17 protein-coding genes are annotated in these 15,348 nt (G+C 73.6%); 9 read left to right on the forward strand and 8 right to left on the reverse strand.

Annotation, left to right across the window (positions count from 1 at the left end; translation table 11 throughout):
- Together ABT023_RS19820 and ABT023_RS19825 are read right to left on the reverse strand one after the other, a co-directional pair.
- Positions 1-637: MFS transporter (locus ABT023_RS19820; RefSeq protein WP_350887677.1), on the reverse strand; the 637-nt coding region annotated here is incomplete at its 3' end.
- A gap of 81 nt (positions 638-718) precedes the next feature.
- Positions 719-2,089 (reverse strand): MDR family MFS transporter, encoded by a 1,371-nt coding sequence (locus tag ABT023_RS19825; RefSeq protein WP_350887680.1) that lies wholly within the window; start codon positions 2,087-2,089, stop codon positions 719-721.
- A gap of 151 nt (positions 2,090-2,240) precedes the next feature.
- Here ABT023_RS19825 and ABT023_RS19830 point away from each other — a divergent pair, with 151 nt between their 5' ends.
- Positions 2,241-3,008 carry a phosphoglyceromutase gene (locus ABT023_RS19830; protein ID WP_350887683.1) on the forward strand — a complete coding sequence of 256 codons (768 nt, stop codon included), beginning with the start codon at positions 2,241-2,243 and terminating at the stop codon, positions 3,006-3,008.
- A 106-nt stretch (positions 3,009-3,114) separates the two neighbouring features.
- On the opposite strand, the gene phoU is transcribed toward ABT023_RS19830, so the two are convergent.
- Positions 3,115-3,768, reverse strand: a complete 654-nt coding sequence (gene phoU / locus ABT023_RS19835; RefSeq protein ID WP_350887686.1) for a phosphate signaling complex protein PhoU — start codon at positions 3,766-3,768, stop codon at positions 3,115-3,117.
- Between the two features lie 212 nt (positions 3,769-3,980).
- On the opposite strand from phoU, the gene ABT023_RS19840 reads away from it, so the two are divergent.
- Both ABT023_RS19840 and ABT023_RS19845 read left to right on the forward strand, forming a co-directional pair.
- Complete coding sequence (locus ABT023_RS19840; protein WP_350887688.1) at positions 3,981-5,282, forward strand: sensor histidine kinase; 1,302 nt, start codon at positions 3,981-3,983, stop codon at positions 5,280-5,282.
- Between the two features lie 23 nt (positions 5,283-5,305).
- Entirely contained in the window at positions 5,306-5,989 is a 684-nt protein-coding gene (locus tag ABT023_RS19845; protein ID WP_350887690.1) for a response regulator, read from the forward strand.
- Between the two features lie 57 nt (positions 5,990-6,046).
- Here ABT023_RS19845 and ABT023_RS19850 read toward each other — a convergent pair whose 3' ends face one another.
- Complete coding sequence (locus tag ABT023_RS19850) at positions 6,047-6,853, reverse strand: DUF3109 family protein (RefSeq protein WP_350887692.1); 807 nt, start codon at positions 6,851-6,853, stop codon at positions 6,047-6,049.
- A gap of 74 nt (positions 6,854-6,927) precedes the next feature.
- Here ABT023_RS19850 and ABT023_RS19855 point away from each other — a divergent pair, with 74 nt between their 5' ends.
- Together ABT023_RS19855 and ABT023_RS19860 are read left to right on the forward strand one after the other, a co-directional pair.
- Positions 6,928-7,872, forward strand: coding sequence for a Ppx/GppA family phosphatase (locus ABT023_RS19855; RefSeq protein ID WP_350887694.1), 945 nt, complete (start codon positions 6,928-6,930; stop codon positions 7,870-7,872).
- A 75-nt stretch (positions 7,873-7,947) separates the two neighbouring features.
- Positions 7,948-8,754 carry a sugar phosphate isomerase/epimerase family protein gene (locus ABT023_RS19860; RefSeq protein ID WP_350887697.1) on the forward strand — a complete coding sequence of 269 codons (807 nt, stop codon included), beginning with the start codon at positions 7,948-7,950 and terminating at the stop codon, positions 8,752-8,754.
- A gap of 49 nt (positions 8,755-8,803) precedes the next feature.
- On the opposite strand, the gene ABT023_RS19865 is transcribed toward ABT023_RS19860, so the two are convergent.
- From ABT023_RS19865 to ABT023_RS19875, 3 genes are read right to left on the reverse strand one after another with little or no spacing between them, the layout of a single operon-like run.
- Positions 8,804-9,376: a CGNR zinc finger domain-containing protein gene (locus tag ABT023_RS19865; protein ID WP_350887700.1), complete on the reverse strand. Its 573-nt coding sequence runs from the start codon at positions 9,374-9,376 to the stop codon at positions 8,804-8,806.
- A gap of 4 nt (positions 9,377-9,380) precedes the next feature.
- Positions 9,381-10,562 carry a glutathionylspermidine synthase family protein gene (locus ABT023_RS19870; RefSeq protein ID WP_350887702.1) on the reverse strand — a complete coding sequence of 394 codons (1,182 nt, stop codon included), beginning with the start codon at positions 10,560-10,562 and terminating at the stop codon, positions 9,381-9,383.
- Position 10,563: 1 nt separating this feature from the next.
- Positions 10,564-10,827 carry a hypothetical protein gene (locus ABT023_RS19875; protein WP_350887704.1) on the reverse strand — a complete coding sequence of 88 codons (264 nt, stop codon included), beginning with the start codon at positions 10,825-10,827 and terminating at the stop codon, positions 10,564-10,566.
- A 109-nt stretch (positions 10,828-10,936) separates the two neighbouring features.
- On the opposite strand from ABT023_RS19875, the gene ABT023_RS19880 reads away from it, so the two are divergent.
- Together ABT023_RS19880 and ABT023_RS19885 are read left to right on the forward strand one after the other, a co-directional pair.
- Complete coding sequence (locus tag ABT023_RS19880; RefSeq protein WP_350887707.1) at positions 10,937-11,857, forward strand: proline dehydrogenase family protein; 921 nt, start codon at positions 10,937-10,939, stop codon at positions 11,855-11,857.
- A 62-nt stretch (positions 11,858-11,919) separates the two neighbouring features.
- Positions 11,920-13,224, forward strand: coding sequence for a hypothetical protein (locus tag ABT023_RS19885; protein WP_350887709.1), 1,305 nt, complete (start codon positions 11,920-11,922; stop codon positions 13,222-13,224).
- On the opposite strand, the gene ABT023_RS19890 is transcribed toward ABT023_RS19885, so the two are convergent.
- Positions 13,200-14,201, reverse strand: a complete 1,002-nt coding sequence (locus ABT023_RS19890; RefSeq protein WP_350887712.1) for a helix-turn-helix transcriptional regulator — start codon at positions 14,199-14,201, stop codon at positions 13,200-13,202. The genes ABT023_RS19885 and ABT023_RS19890 overlap by 25 nt on opposite strands.
- A 62-nt stretch (positions 14,202-14,263) precedes the next feature.
- Here ABT023_RS19890 and ABT023_RS19895 point away from each other — a divergent pair, with 62 nt between their 5' ends.
- A complete protein-coding gene (locus ABT023_RS19895; protein WP_350887715.1) occupies positions 14,264-14,851 on the forward strand; it encodes a DinB family protein in 588 nt (195 codons plus the stop codon).
- The gene (locus ABT023_RS19900) at positions 14,848-15,309 is read left to right on the forward strand and encodes a VOC family protein (protein ID WP_350887718.1); all 462 of its coding nucleotides are present in this window, start codon (positions 14,848-14,850) and stop codon (positions 15,307-15,309) included. The genes ABT023_RS19895 and ABT023_RS19900 overlap by 4 nt, the downstream gene beginning before the upstream one ends.
- The last annotated feature ends 39 nt before the right edge of the window (positions 15,310-15,348 follow it).

Here is a 15,348-nt window from a genome sequence, read left to right on the forward strand (position 1 = left end):
CGGTCCGGTGGCCGTGGTCCGGGGACCGGGCGGACCGGGCGCGGGTGAGGGTGAGGGTCTCGGGGACCTTCCACCCGATCACGACGGCGGCGGCCAGGGTGGCCGCCGCGTCGACCAGGAACAGCGCCAGGAAGCTCGCCTCGGCGAGCAGGCCGGCCAGCAGCGAGGCCACGGCCATGCCCAGGTTGAACGCCCAGAACTGGAGGTTGAACGCGCGGGAACGGCGATGCTCCGGCACCACGTCGACGATCGCGGCGACGAAGGCCGGGCTGGGCATGGAGTGCACCACCCCGACCAGGGCGGACAGCGCGGCGATGGCGGCCAGGTGCCGGCTGAAGGCCAGCCCGACCATCAGCCCGGCGGTGGCCAGGTGCGCGGCGAGCAGCGTGGCCCGCCGCCCCCACCGGTCGGCCAGCACCCCGCCGAGCAGCACGCCGACCGCGCCGCCGGCCCCGTAGGCCCCGACCACCGCGCCGGCCAGCGCGGTGCTCGCCCCGCGTGCCTCGGTCAGGTACAGCGGCAGGAAGAGCATGGCGAACGCGCCGGCCCGGTTGATCAGCAGACCCGCCCAGAGGTACCAGAACGTGGCGGGGAGTCCGCCTGCGGAGTCATGCCACCAGCGCCGCAGGGGATGCATCCGACCTCCTGGTAAAGCTTGTTGACAATTACGGCGTCGACGGTAGGAAATTCGGGGCCGGGCGCGCCAGGGTGTCCCTGGTCACCGGGTCGGGGCGACCCGGTCGGGCTCCGGGGCGTACCCCTCGGTGGCGGACCCGACCGGCTCGGCTGGCGCGGTGGCCGCGGCCTCGGCCGCCTGCGGCGTCAGGGGGCGGACGACGGTGACCGGCTCCACCGGCGCGGCCGGCGGGCGTAGCGCGACGGCCCGCCGCTCCCGGGCCGGGCCGGAGACCAGGTGGCCGACCGCCATCACCGCGCCGATCACCGCACAGCCCAGCCAGAGCGCGCCGTTGCCGGCCTGCTGCCGGATCAGGCCGCCGAGCAGTGGGGCGGTGGCCCCGGCGAGCTGCCAGGACAGCGAGAACACCCCCTGGTACCGGCCGCGCAGGTCGGCGGGGGAGAGTTCGGCGATCAGGGTGGAGTTGGACGGCGAGTTGAGCATCTCGCCGAGGGTCCAGACCAGCACGGTCAGCGCGTAGAACCAGGCGACGTCCGCGAACGCGGTGAGCCCGAAGCCGACCCCCATCACCACGGAGGCCAGGGCGAGCACGTGCGAGCGGCTGCGCCCCCGGATCAGCCGGGGGACGAAGAGCTGCCCGGCCACGATCAGCACCCCGTTGAGCGCGATCACCGTGCCGTAGGTGGACGGGCTCAGGCCGTCGTCGCCCATGGCGATCGGCAGCATCGAGATGTGCTGGAGGAAGACCAGCGCGCCGAGCAGGTTGAGCGCGACGAAGCCCAGGTACACCCGGTCGGTTCCGATGGTGCGCAGCGCGCCCCGGGGGCGGGCCGCCCCCGGGGCGCGCGCGACCGCGACGGCCGGGACCCGGGTCTCCCGCACCTTGACGAAGATGATCACGGCGGTGGCCAGGGTGGTGACCGCGTCGATCACGAACAGCAGCAGGTAGCTGGCCTCGGCGGCGAGCCCGGCGAGGATCGCGGCGCTGGCGAAGCCGAGGTTGATGGCCCAGTAGTTGAGCGAGAACGCGCGCAGCCGGTCCCGCTCCGGGACGACGTCGATCATCATGGCGCCGAACGCCGGCCGGGCCGCCTCGGCGAACAGGCCGAGCAGCAGCGCGCCGACGGCGACCGCCCAGAGTTCCCGGGCGAAGCCGAGGGCGAGCATCATGCTCGCCGCGCCGAGGTGGGCGGTGAGCAGCGTGGGTCGCCGGCCCCACCGGTCGGCGAGCGTCCCGCCCAGCGTGGTGCCGACCGCGCCGCCGACGCCCCAGAGGCTGAGCACCAGGCCGGCCGCGAGCTCGTCGAAGCCGCGCTCCTGGGTGAGGTAGATGGCCAGGAAGATCAGGACGAACGAGCCGAGCCGGTTGATCAGGGTGCCGGTCCACAGGTACCAGAAGGTCCTCGGCAGTCCGCCGGTGGTGTCCCGGAACCAGCCCCGCATCGTCCGCACGCTCGCGCCCCCGCCTTGGTAATGACCGACCTATCTAGTGCGCCTTACAAACTAGTCCCGCCCGTGATCGCCGGTCACCAGCTTTTCCACGTGGTGGTCGTCACCGCCGGTCCCCGCGTGTCCGCCGGGGGCGTACGGCAGGATGATCGGCATGACTGCGAGCGAAGGGCCCACCATCGGGACGCTGGTCCTGCTGCGGCACGGCGAGAGCGACTGGAACGCGAAGAACCTCTTCACCGGCTGGGTCGACGTCGACCTGACCGCCAAGGGCGAGGTCGAGGCGCGGCGCGGCGGGGAGCTGATGCGCGAGCACGGCCTGCTGCCGGACGTCGTGCACACCAGCGTGATGCGCCGGGCGATCCGCACCGCCGAGCTGGCGCTGAACGCCGCCGACCGGCACTGGATCGCGGTGCGCCGGTCGTGGCGGCTCAACGAGCGTCACTACGGCGCGTTGCAGGGCAAGGACAAGAAGCAGACCCTGGACGAGTACGGCGAGGAGCAGTTCATGCTCTGGCGCCGGTCGTACGACACGCCGCCGCCGCCGATCGCCGACGACGACGAGTGGTCGCAGGTCGGCGACCCCCGGTACGCGCTGCTGCCGACCGAGCTGATGCCGCGCACCGAGTGCCTCAAGGACGTCGTCGAGCGGATGCTGCCGTACTGGTACGACTCGATCGTGCCGGACATCCTGGCCGGCCGGACGGTGCTGGTGGCCGCGCACGGCAACTCGCTGCGCGCCCTGGTCAAGCACCTCGACCAGATCAGCGACTCCGCGATCGCCAAGCTGAACATCCCGACCGGCATCCCGCTGCGCTACGACCTGGACCCGCAGCTGCGCCCGCTCACCCTGGGCGGGACGTACCTCGACCCGACCGCCGCCAAGGCCGCCGCCGCCGCGGTCGCCAACCAGGGCCGCTGACGACGCCGGAAGGGGCCCCTGCCGACGCCTCGTGCGCGGCAGGGGCCCCTTCCGGACCGGCTCACTCGGCCGACCCGGCCCACCTGGTTCGCTGGGCCGGACCGGCTCACTCGGCCGATGCGGCGGGCTCCCCCGTGATCAGGTAGACGACGCGCTCACCGGCGTTGACCGCGTGGTCGGCGAACCGCTCGTAGAAGCGGCCCAGCAGGGTGGCGTCGATCGCCGTCTCCACCCCGTACGGCCAGTCGTCGCCGAGCAGCACCGCGAACAGGCTCCTGTGCAGGTCGTCCATCGTGTCGTCGTCGCGGTCCAGCTCGGCGGCGAGGTCGGCGTCGGGCTCGGCCAGCACCTTGCCGATCTTCTCGGCCATCCGGTCGGCGATCGACGCCATGTCGGTGAAGACCGGCCGCAGCTCCGCCGGGACCGCCGGGGACGGGTGCCGGCGCAGCGCGGTCTTCGCCACGTGGTCGGCCAGGTCGCCCATCCGCTCCAGGTCGGCGGCGACGTGCAGGGCGGTGATCATGGCCCGCAGGTCGGAGGCGACGGGCGCCTGCCGGGCGAGCAGGTCACAGACCCGCTCCTCGACGTGCCGGTAGAGGTCGTCGATCTCGGCGTCCCGCTCGATCACGGTCTCGGCCGCCTGACGGTCGGCGGTGAGCAGGGCGCGGGTGGCCTCGCGCATGGCGGCACGGATGGCCTCCGCCATGTCCACCAGCAACTGGCTGACGATCTGGAGGTCGGCCCGGAACTCGTCGCGCATCATCACGTCCTGTGGTCGGTGGTCGACGGCCCGGCGGTCCGGGCGTCGGCGCAGGGGTTGAGCAGGTGCGCGACCACCGTAGGTCGGGGGAGATGCCCGGAGGTGAACGCCGGTGAACGGCGCGGGACCGAGGAGTGAACATTGCCGGAAGCGAGGGCGTTTCATCCCGTTTATGGCGATAACCCGGTGAACAATGACCCTACGATCGCCGGGTGGAATGGGCGGTGACGGCGGCGATGGTCGTGGCGCTGGTGGCCGGGCTGGCCATCGGGGCGCTGCTGCCCCGGCTCGTGGGGGCGTGGCGCCGCCGCGGCCCGACCGCCGGGAGCAGCGGGTTCGGCCGCCTGCTCAGGATCAGGGGGAGGCCCGCGATGGTCGACGATCAGCAGACCGTCCTGTCCAGCCTCGGCCGCCGGACGGTGGACTCGCTGCGCGCCGGCGTCGTGGTGCTCGACACCGACGACGTGCCCGTCCTGGTCAACCCGGCGGCCCGGGCGATGGGGCTGCTGCGCACCGGGGCCACCCCTGGCACGATCGCCGCGCACCCGCTGATCCGTACGCTGGCCGGGCAGGTGCGCCGCACGGGCGCGCGGCGCGAGATCGAGCTGGACCTGCCGCGGGGCCGCGACAACGCCGGCCCGGGCCCGCTCGGCGTGCACCTGCGGGCGATGGCGGTCGGCGGCGGGCACGTGGCGATCGAGGCGGCCGACGTGACCGAGTCGCACCGGCTGGCCCAGGTCCGCCGGGACTTCGTGGCCAACGTCAGCCACGAGCTGAAGACCCCGATCGGGGCCCTGCAACTGCTCGCCGAGGCGCTGCTGGACGCCACCGAGCCGGCCGGCGCGGCGGCCCCCGACCTCCCCGAGGACCTGGTCGCCGCCCGCCGGTTCGCCGAGCGCATCCAGCACGAGTCGACCCGGCTGGGCCGGCTGGTGCAGGAGCTGCTGGAGCTGACCCGGCTCCAGGGGGCCGAGCCGCAGCCCGCGCCCGAGCCGGTCGCGGTGGACTGGGTGGTCGCCGAGGTGCTCGACCGCACCCGCACCAGCGCCGCCGCCCGCCGCGTCGAGGTGATCATCGAGGGTGAGCGCGGGCTGACCGTGTACGGCAGCGACTCCCAGATCGCCACCGCCGTGGCCAACCTGGTCGAGAACGCCGTCAACTACTCGGGCGAGGACACCACGGTCCGGGTCACCGCCCGGGCCGACGGCGAACACGTCGCGATCTCCGTCGCCGACCAGGGGATCGGGATCGCGCCGACCGACGTCGAGCGGGTCTTCGAACGGTTCTACCGCGCCGACCAGGCCCGGTCCCGGGCCACCGGCGGCACCGGGCTGGGCCTGGCCATCGTCAAACACATCGTCAGCAACCATGGCGGACGGGTCGAGGTGTCGAGCACTCTAGGGGGTGGGTCGACGTTCACCCTCCGGCTGCCCGCCCGTCCACCGGACGACCTCCTGCCGACAACGCCGTCCGGTGGGATCGAGGCCGGCCCGGCCGAGCTCCGGCAGGCCTGACCCGCGATGAAAGGACAAACCCGTTGAGCCGCGTTCTGGTGGTCGAGGACGAGGAGTCGTTCTCCGACGCCCTGTCGTACATGCTCCGCAAGGAAGGCTTCGAGGTCTCGGTCGCGGCCACCGGACCGGCAGCCCTCACCGAGTTCGACCGGACCGGCGCCGACATCGTGCTGCTCGACCTGATGCTGCCCGAGATGTCCGGCACCGAGGTGTGCCGGCAGCTCCGCCAACGCTCGCACGTGCCGATCATCATGGTCACGGCGCGGGACAGCGAGATCGACAAGGTGGTCGGCCTGGAGATCGGGGCCGACGACTACGTCACCAAGCCGTACTCGCCCCGGGAGTTGGTCGCCCGTATCCGGGCGGTGCTGCGCCGGCAGAGCCAGGAGGCGACCGACTCGGGCGCGCCGACCCTGGCCGCAGGCCCGGTGCGGATGGACATCGAGCGGCACGTGGTCACCGTGGACGGGGGCAGCGTGCAGCTCCCGCTCAAGGAGTTCGAGCTGCTGGAGCTGCTGCTGCGCAACGCCGGCCGGGTGCTGACCCGGGGGCAGCTCATCGACCGGGTCTGGGGGGCCGACTACGTCGGCGACACCAAGACCCTGGACGTGCACGTGAAGCGGCTGCGCTCGAAGATCGAGCCGGAGCCGTCCGCACCACGGTTCATCGTCACCGTCCGCGGCCTGGGCTACAAGTTCGAGCCGTGACCGCGCCGGGGAGCCCCGGCGTGCGGGGAGGCCCGGCCGACCGACCGCCGCAGGGCCTCAGCCGCTGGCCGGGTGCGGGGCGACCTGACCCTGGCGGAGCCGGGCCGCGCACAGCTCGGCGAGCTTCGCGTACGCGGGCGCGCCGATCAGCGCGGTCAGCTCCGGGCCGTACGAGACGTACATCGGCTCGGCGCCGACGTGCGCGTCCGTCGACGAGGTGCACCACCAGTCCAGGTCGTGCCCGCCCGCGCCCCAGCCCCGGCGGTCGAACTCGGTCAGGGTGGAGATCAGCACCTTGGTGTTGTCCGGGCGCTTGTGCCACTCCTGGTCCCGCCGGACGGGGAGCTGCCAGCAGACGTCCGGCTTGTACTCCAGCGGGTGCACCCCGTCGCGCAGCGCCTGGGCGTGCAGCGCGCAGCCGCCGCCGGCCGGGAAGTCGGCGTCGTTGAGGAACACGCACGGGGCGTCGACGTCGCGGGTGGCGGTGCGCCGGGCTGGGTTCTCGCCGTCGATGGTGTCCTCGGAGGTCCAGTTCCTGAACCCGCGCCGGAAGTGCTGCCAGGTCCCCGGGGTGAGCCGCCTGACCGCCGCGCGGACCCGCTTCTCGTCGTCCGGGTCGGTGAAGAACGCGCCGTGCGAGCAGCAGCCGTCGGCGGCCCGGCCGGCGACGATGCCGTGGCAGCCCTTGCCGAAAACGCACGTCCAGCGGGACAGCAGCCAGGTCAGGTCGGCCCGGACCACGTGCGTGGCGTCGGCCGGGTCGACGAACTCGATCCACTCCCGGGGGAAGTCCAGCCCGACCTCCCGGCTGCGCGGGTCGTCGGGTTCGTCGACCAGGGCCCGGATCTCGATCTGGCTCGTCACCCGGCCCAGCGTACGCCCGGTTGCCCGGTCCCACCGGCGAGCCGACGATCCGACCAGGCCCTACTGTCTTCAGCATGCGACTGGGAGTCCTCGACGTCGGGTCCAACACCGTGCACCTGCTGGTGGTCGACGCCCACCACGGCGCGCACCCCTGGCCCGCGCACTCCGAGAAGGTGGTGCTCCGGCTCGCCGAGCAGATCGGCCCCGACGGCGCGCTCACCGAGGCGGGGGCGGACGGCCTGGTCAAGGCGGTGGGCGCGGCCCGGGCCGCCGCCGCCGGGCTGGACGCCGCCGACCTGATCGCGTTCGCCACCTCCGCCGTGCGCGAGGCCACCAACGCGCAGGAGGTGCTGGCCCGGGTGCGCGACGAGACCGGCGTACGCCTGGAGGTGCTCTCCGGCACGGACGAGGCGCGGATGACGTTCCTCGCGGTGCGGCGGTGGTTCGGCTGGTCGGCCGGGCGACTGCTGGCGCTTGACATCGGCGGCGGGTCGCTGGAGATCGCCGCAGGCATCGACGAGTACCCGGACGTCGCGGTGTCCCTCCCGCTCGGCGCGGGCCGGCTGACCCGCGACCGGCTCCGGGTCGACCCCGACAGCGACACCCCGCCGTCCGTCGAGGCCGTGGAGGAACTCCGGGAGTACGTCGACGGGCTGCTCGACCCGGTGGCGGAGAAGATGGCCGAGATCCGCTGGGAACGCCCGGTGGCCACCTCGAAGACGTTCCGCACGCTGGCCCGGCTGGCCGGCGCGGCCCCGTCCGGTGCCGGGCTCCGGGTCCGGCGCAGCCTGACCCGGGACGGCCTGCGGCAGGTGCTCGGCTTCGTCCGGCACATCCCGCCGCGCCACCTGTCCGAGCTGGAGGGGGTGAGCGTCGGGCGGGCACACCAACTGCTGGCCGGGGCGGTGGTGGCCGAGGCGGTGATGCGCCGGCTCGACGTGCGGTCGCTGGAGATCTGCCCGTGGGCGCTGCGCGAGGGGGTCATCCTGCGCCGGCTGGATCAGCTCACACCGATGTGAGAAACCGTGGCGTTACGCGGTGGTTTGCGACCGCTCGTCACGATGCCGCAACCGGGCCGGGCTACGCTGGCTTGTGTGACTTCCCGCGTGCCGGTGCTCCTGTCCACTTCCTCGGTCTTCCCTGAGCGGACCGCGGCGGCGTTCCAGTTGGCCGCGGCGCTCGGCTACGACGGCGTCGAGGTGATGGTCTGGACCGACGCCGTGAGCCAGGACGCCGGCGCGCTGCGCGGCCTGGCCGAGCACTACGGGGTGCCGGTGCTCTCCGTCCACGCGCCCTGCCTGCTGGTCACCCAGCGGGTGTGGAGCCCCGACCCGTGGGAGCGGCTGCGTCGGGCCGGTGAGCTGGCCGAGACGCTGGGCGCGCCGACCGTCGTGGTGCACCCGCCCTTCACCTGGCAGCGGGACTACGCCCGCAACTTCGCCGAGGGGCTGGCGACGATCGCCGACCGGTTCGACGGCCTGCGCTTCGGGGTGGAGAACATGTACCCGGTGCGGATGGCCGGCCGGCAGTTCGTCCCGTACGTGCCGGGCTGGGACCCGACCGAGACCGGCTACCCGTCGTACACGCTCGACCTGTCGCACTGCGCCGCGTCGCACACCGACGCGCTGGAGCTGGCCGACCGGATGGGCGGTGCCCTGGCCCACGTGCACCTCGGCGACGGCACCGGCGAGGGGCGCGACGAGCACCTGGTACCGGGGCGAGGCACGCAGCCCTGCGCCGAGCTGCTCCGGTCGCTCGCCGGGCGCGGCTTCACCGGCTCGGTCGCCGTGGAGGTCACCACCCGGGGCGCGAAGAGCCGCGCGGTCCGCGAGGCCGACCTGCGCGAGGCCCTGGAGTTCGCCCGCGCCCACCTCACCGCCCCGTCCCCGATCGACGCCTGACCGCCCCGGCGCGGCCCGGCACCCGGCCCCGAGCCGTCGGCGGGTCGGGTCAGCTCACCGGGCTGAGGGACTCGTCGGCCGGCGCGGCAACCTGCTCGCCGATCGCCGCGCGCTTGCGGGCCCGGTGCGCGGCCACGTGCGAGCGGGTCGCGCAGCGCTCCGAGCAGAACCGCCGGCAACAGTTCGACGAGGTGTCCAGGTAGACGTTGCCGCAGCGCTCGTCGGCACAGACCCCGAACCGGGCGCTGCCGTACTCGCAGAGCCAGACCGACAGCCCCCACACGGCGCCGGCCAGGTACTCCGCGCTCACCGACGCACCCCGGCTGGTCACATGCATGTGCCAGTCGCTGGAGTCGTGGCCGGAGATGCGCGGCTGAACCGGGTACGCCTCCAGCAGCGTGTTCAGCTCGGCCACCGCCTGGGGGTCCCGCCCGGAGGTGCCGTAGTCGAAGATGTCGCGCAGGCGCTTCTGTGCCCGCCGGAAGATCGCGAGGTCCCGCTCCGCGACCTCGTCGCGCATCCACGCGTTCTCGTCAGGGAAGATGGCCCGCAGGTCGTCGAGGTCGTCCAGGCGGGCGTTGACGAGGTCAACCCCGGTCCGGGCGTACGCGTCGAAGTTCACGCCTTCAACCGTAGACGACTCCGGGGAGTCGCGGTGTGTCGATGTAGTGCGGCAGGAACCGGGCGTAGCCGTCGGTGATCAGACTCCGGCTCTCCCGGACCCCCGCGCCGGCCGGCTGCCCGTCGACGATCCAGCTGCCCAGCACCACGTGGTTGCCGGCGAACTCCGGCAGGGCCCGGAACTCCTGGTAGCAGAAGCCCTCGTCGCCGTAACTGCCCGGATTGGTGATCTCCTTGCCGCCGGTGACGATCCGCACCGAGCCGCCCTCCCGGCCGAGCAGCGGCTTGGCCACGTACTCGGTCATGCCGCGCGGCGAGTCCAGGTATGCCGGCAGCAGGTACTCGTGGCCGGGGTACAGCTCCCACAGCACGGCGAGCAGCGCCTTGTTGGACAGCAGCAGCTTCCACGCCGGCTCGATCCAGGTGGTCGGGGTGCCCGGGTCCAGCGCCAGCCGGCCGTACGGCTCGGCGAGCATCCACTCCCAGGGGTAGAGCTTGAAGCAGGTGGTGACCGGCCGGTCGGCGGCGTCGACGAAGCGCCGGCCGTCCCAGCCGACGTCCTGGATCGGCAGCAGCTCCGCCGCGAGCCCGGCCTGCCGGGCCGTCTCGGCCAGGTACCCGGCGGTGATCTGGTCCTCGCCGGACTCCTCCTCGTTCGACCAGGCCACGTGCACCTGCTTGTCGTGCAGGTCGGCGCCGAACCTCGCCCAGGCGGCGACGAGCCGCTCGTGCAGGCTGTTCCACTGGTCCGCCTCGGGGCGGGTCTGCTCCAGCCAGTACCACTGGACGATGCTCGCCTCGACCAGCGACGTCGGGGTGTCGGCGTTGTACTCCAGGAGCTTCGGCGGCCAGGTGCCGTCGTAGCAGAGGTCGAAGCGGCCGTAGAGGCTCGGCGGCGCCTCGCGCAGCGACCGGGCCACCGCCCCGGCCGCCCAGGCCGGGATGCCCAGCTCGGCGTACCGGTTGCGGGCCACGATGTGCTCGGCGGCGGCGACGGACATCCGGTGCAGCTCCGCGGTCGCCTCCTCCAGCCGGAGCACCTCCTCCAGGCCGAAGACGTACGCCGCGGTCTCGTCCCAGTACGACATGATCCCGCCGTCGGGCAGTTCGGTGTCGATGTAGACCAGGCCCTGCGAGCGGACGGTGGCGTCCCAGTCCGGGCGGGGGGTGACCGCCTCGCGCCGCACGTCAGCCCCCGCAGGAGGCGAGGTGGGTGCCGAACCCGCCGCGCTCCGGCACGGCCGCCGTGACCGGCCCCGGCTCGGTGCGGGTGGCGGCGGCGGGCACGTTCATCGCCAGCGCCACGGTCGTCCCGCCACCGACCGGCCCGAGCGCGCAGTCGTCATCGTCGTCGGAGGACATGTTGCAGCCGGAGAGGGTGAGCGCGAGGGCGGTCAGCGCGCCGAGCTGCACGGTGGCCGACCGGAGTCGGCGTCGAGGACGTTCTTCCACGTGGATCGTTGTAGTCGATCCGCGCCACCTCGGCAGCCCCGGGGCCCGGGGTCGACGTACGGTGCCCGCCTCCCGACGCGGGGACACGCCCGGGCGTTACCCTCGGCTCATGCTCCGTTCCGTCATCCTTGCCGCCTCCCGGTCAACCCAGGTCGAGCGGCTCGTCGCGACGGCCCCGTTCACCCGGGACGTCGTCCGCCGTTTCGTCGCCGGCTCCGGCACCGACGACGCGTTACGCGCGACCCGCGAACTCGTCGCGGACGGCCTCGCGGTCACCATCGACAACCTCGGCGAGGACACCGTCACCCCCGAGCAGGCCACCGCCACCCGGGACGAGTACCTGAGGCTGCTGAGGCTGCTCTCCGGCGCCGGGCTCACCCCCGCCGCCGAGGTCAGCGTGAAGCTCTCGGCGCTCGGCCAGATGTTCGACGAGCAGCTCGCGTACGACAACGCGCGGGCGATCTGCGCGGCGGCGGACGAGGCGGGCACCACGGTCACCCTGGACATGGAGGACCACACCACCACCGACTCGACACTGGACGTGCTGGCCAGGCTGCGCAAGAGCTTCCCGTCGACCGGCGCGGTGCTCCAGGCGTACCTGCGGCGGACCGAGTCGGACTGCCGGGAGCTGGCGTCGGTCGGGTCCCGGGTGCGGCTGTGCAAGGGGGCGTACAAGGAGCCGGAGTCGGTGGCGTACCAGTCCGCCCGCGAGGTGGACAAGTCGTACGTGCGGTGCATGAACATCCTGATGTCCGGCGACGGGTACCCGATGCTGGCCACCCACGACCCGCGCCTGATCGCCATCGGCGAGGACCGGGCCCGCTGGTTCGACCGGGGGTCCGACCGCTTCGAGTTCCAGATGCTCTACGGCATCCGGCCGGAGGAGCAGGCCCGGCTGGTCGGCGAGGGTTACCGGGTCCGCACCTACCTGCCGTACGGCACCGACTGGTACGGCTACCTGATGCGCCGGCTCGCCGAGCGCCCCGCCAACCTGGCCTTCTTCGGCCGGGCCCTCGTCTCGAAGAAGTAGGCGGCCCCGGACGGCCGTGGCGGCGCTCGCCCGAACGGCCCGGAGGTCGTAACCTTCGCCGGGTGACCGATGGGCTGGACAGGTGGGACGAACCGCGGCGACGCAAGCCGTGGCCGCTCCTGGTCGCCCTCGGTGTGGTCCTCCTGCTGCTCACCTGCGGCCTCCCCGCCGTGCTGCTGGTCGGCGTCCTGCACGAGGCAGCCGGCCGGTCCGTGGTCGGCAGGCTCGGGCCCGCCGCCGCGGCCGACCCCGCCACCCTGGCGGCCGGTCAGCTCGGCGAGCGGATCGCCGTCCAGCTCGACCGCCAGGCCACCGCCCTGCTCGGCGGTGACCGGGCCGGGTTCCTCGCCGTCGCCGAGCCGGCCGCCCGCCCCGCCCTCACCCGCCGGTACGACGCCCTGCGGGCGCTGCGGGTCACCGTCTGGCGGCCCGAGCAGACCGGCCTGCCGACCCTGGTCCCCGGCCGGCCCGACGAGTGGCGGATCATGGTCCGCTTCCAGTACTGCCTCGTGGTGCCCGGCTGCCGGCCGAGCCCCGTGCTGATCAACACCCGGTGGCGCGACGCCGCCGGGGCGCCCCTGCTGGTCGCCATGGAGGAGTCCCGGTCCGTCGAGACCGGCACCCGGCCGTGGGAGGTCAGCGAGCTGGTGGTCGCGGTCGGTCCGCGTACCGTCGTGGCCACCACCCCGGCGCTGCGCGGGAAGCTGCCCGGCCTGCTCCGCCAGGCCGAGGCGGCGGCCCGGGCCGCCGACGGGTACGCGGTCGGGGGCGCGCCGCCCGACCGGTACCGGGTCTTCTACGCCGGCCGCGCCGAGTGGCTGAGCTGGTACGGCGGCGGCCGGCCGACGTGGACCGGCGGGTACGCGGTCACCGTCGGCGGCGGCCACTACGAGGTGGTGCTCAACGCCGACGGACTCTCCGCCACCGGCGCTGACGACCTGCTCCGGCACGAGTTGACCCACGCCGCGTCCCTGCCCGAGCGCGGCTACCCGGGGACGTCCACCTGGTGGCTGGTGGAGGGGATCGCCGAGTACGCGGGCACCGGGGCAACGCCGGTCGGCCGGTACGAGGGGCTTGCCGAGGTGCGCAAGATGCTCGCCCCGGGCGGCGGCTGGAACGGCCGGCTGGACGACCTGGCCCCGGCCGACGACGCCCCCGCCCAGCGGGTCGGCGGCAGCTACGGCGTCAGCTACCTGGCCGTGCGGCACCTCGTCGACCGGTTCGGCGAGCAGCGGGTCCTGGCGTTCTTCAGGGCGGTGGTGCACGACCGGCGGACGCCGGAGAAGGCGTCGGTGCAGGCGTTCGGCGAGTTCTGGACAGGGCTGCACGACGAGTGCGTCGGCTACGCCCGTTCGGCGGCCGGCTGACCGTGCCCACCGGGCAGGCCACCGGCCGACAGCAGTCTCTCCGCCAGCGCGCGACAGCGGCTCCCGAGCTCCGGGGGATCGAGCACCGTGAAGTCGTGCCCCAGCAGGACCATGTGCATGAGCACGAAGTCGAGGCTGCCGGCGCCGCTGAGCACCTCGCAGAGCTCGGTTCCGCGCCGTCGTACGACGGCCGCCGACGCCGGGATCTGCGCGCGCACCGTGTCGGCCGACGCGTGCACGAGGAAGCGCGCCCGGTGCGGGTAGACCCGGCTCGCCACACCCTCCTGCACGTACGTCGCCGCGTCGGGCGCCGCGCGCGGGCGGAAGCGCCAGGTCCGTGCCGCCACCTCGGTCATCCGGTCGACGCGGAAGCTGCGCCAGTCGTCGCGGTCGAGGTCGTAGGCGAGGAGGTACCAGCGCCGGTCGGAGGCGACCAGGCGGTAGGGCTCGACCCGCCGCCGCGCCTCGCTCCCGGACGGGTAGCCGAAGCCGGCCTCGACCCCGTCGCGGCAGGCTCTGGCCAACGTCATGAGCACCTCGGGGTCGATCGGCGGGTGGCCGCCGCCGAAGGACTCCACCGAGCCGGAGAGCGCGCGCACCTCGTGCCGCAGCCGGCTGGGCAGCACCCGGTCGAGCTTGGCCAGCGCCCGGAGCGCGGCGTCGCCGGCTCCGGCGACCCCGCCACCCGCGCCGGCGAGCAGCGAGACCGCGGTGGCGATCGCCTCCTCGTCGTCGAGCAGCAGCGGCGGCAGGTTCTGTCCCGGTCCGAGCTGGTAGCCGCCGCCGACACCCTGGCTGGCATGCACCGGATAGCCGAGCTTGCGCAGCCGCTCGACATCACGCCGTACCGTGCGCGGCGTGACCCCGAGCCGGTCGGCGAGCTCGGGGCCGGTCCAGACCTGGCGCTGCTGCAACAGCCCGAGCAGGGTCAGCACCCGCTCCGTCGTACCCCGCTCGTCACCGCGCGCCACGCCCATGTCGCCCACCCTGCCAGGGATAGCGGACCGAATCTGTCCGCCAGGGGTGCCAGGGTGGCTTCATGGACGCAGACGCACTCGACTGGAACCGGACGCTGCGCGAGCAGTTCGAGTTCCACTGGAACCATCAGCTCCGAGCCCGGCTCGCCGGCCTCACCGACGACGAGTACTTCTGGTCGCCGGTGCCGGACGCCTGGAGCGTGCGCCCGCGCGGCAGCTCGACCGCGCCCGTGCAGGGCGGTGCCGGGGACTTCACGATCGACTACGCCTTTCCCGCGCCGGTCCCCGCGGCAGTCACCACGATCGCCTGGCGGCTCGGCCACGTCATCGTCGGCGTGCTCGCCACGCGCAACGCCGCGCACTTCGGCGCGCCGGCGGCGTCGTACGAGACCTGGGAGTATGCCGGCAGCGCGGCCACCGCGCTCGACCAGCTAGAGGCCCAGCTCGACGTGTGGCTGGCCGGGGTGCGCGACCTCGGCGAGGCCGGGCTCCGGGTGCCGGTCGGCGCGAAGGAGCCCTACCCCGAGTTGCTCATGGCCGATCTGGTGCTGCACATCCATCGCGAGCTGATCCACCACCTGTCCGAGGTCTGCCTGCTGCGCGACCTCTACCCGCATTCGGAACCCGCTACGAACGGAGCAATCCGATGAGCCGCCACATCCAGGTCACCTTCGACGCCCATGACCCGCGGGCGCTGTCGTTCTTCTGGCGCGACGTACTGGGCTACGTCCATCCCGGCCCGCCCGGGGTCGACCTGCCGGAGGACGCCGACCCGCTGGCCGCGTGGGACGACTTCCTCGCGCGGATCGGCGTGCCGGAGGAACAGCGCAACACGAGTTCGGCGGTCGAGGATCCGGAGGGGCACGGTCCACGGCTCTTCTTCCAGCGGGTGCCGGAGGACAAGGTCGCCAAGAACCGCGTCCACCTCGACGTCCGGGTGGCGCCCGACCTGCGGGGAGAGGAGCGGATGGCGGCGCTGGAGGCCGAGTGCGACCGGCTCGCCGCGCTGGGAGCGACGCGGGTACGTCGCTACGAGCCCGACCCCCCGATGGGCGCCGGCTTCATCGTGATGACCGATCCCGAGGGCAACGAGTTCTGCCTGGACTGACTGTCGCGGCTCAGCCGTGGTCGCGGGGACTGCGGCCGG

This window comes from Micromonospora sp. NPDC002296, assembly GCF_040296145.1.
Lineage (GTDB): Bacteria > Actinomycetota > Actinomycetes > Mycobacteriales > Micromonosporaceae > Micromonospora.

What these genes read in the sequence shown, in the direction of transcription:
- ABT023_RS19830 (WP_350887683.1), top strand. Translation starts at nt 2,241, where the DNA reads ATGACTGCGAGCGAAGGGCCCACCATCGGGACGCTGGTCCTGCTGCGG.
- phoU (WP_350887686.1), bottom strand. Translation starts at nt 3,768, where the DNA reads ATGCGCGACGAGTTCCGGGCCGACCTCCAGATCGTCAGCCAGTTGCTG.
- ABT023_RS19855 (WP_350887694.1), top strand. Translation starts at nt 6,928, where the DNA reads ATGCGACTGGGAGTCCTCGACGTCGGGTCCAACACCGTGCACCTGCTG.
- ABT023_RS19880 (WP_350887707.1), top strand. Translation starts at nt 10,937, where the DNA reads ATGCTCCGTTCCGTCATCCTTGCCGCCTCCCGGTCAACCCAGGTCGAG.
- ABT023_RS19890 (WP_350887712.1), bottom strand. Translation starts at nt 14,201, where the DNA reads ATGGGCGTGGCGCGCGGTGACGAGCGGGGTACGACGGAGCGGGTGCTG.
- ABT023_RS19895 (WP_350887715.1), top strand. Translation starts at nt 14,264, where the DNA reads ATGGACGCAGACGCACTCGACTGGAACCGGACGCTGCGCGAGCAGTTC.
- ABT023_RS19900 (WP_350887718.1), top strand. Translation starts at nt 14,848, where the DNA reads ATGAGCCGCCACATCCAGGTCACCTTCGACGCCCATGACCCGCGGGCG.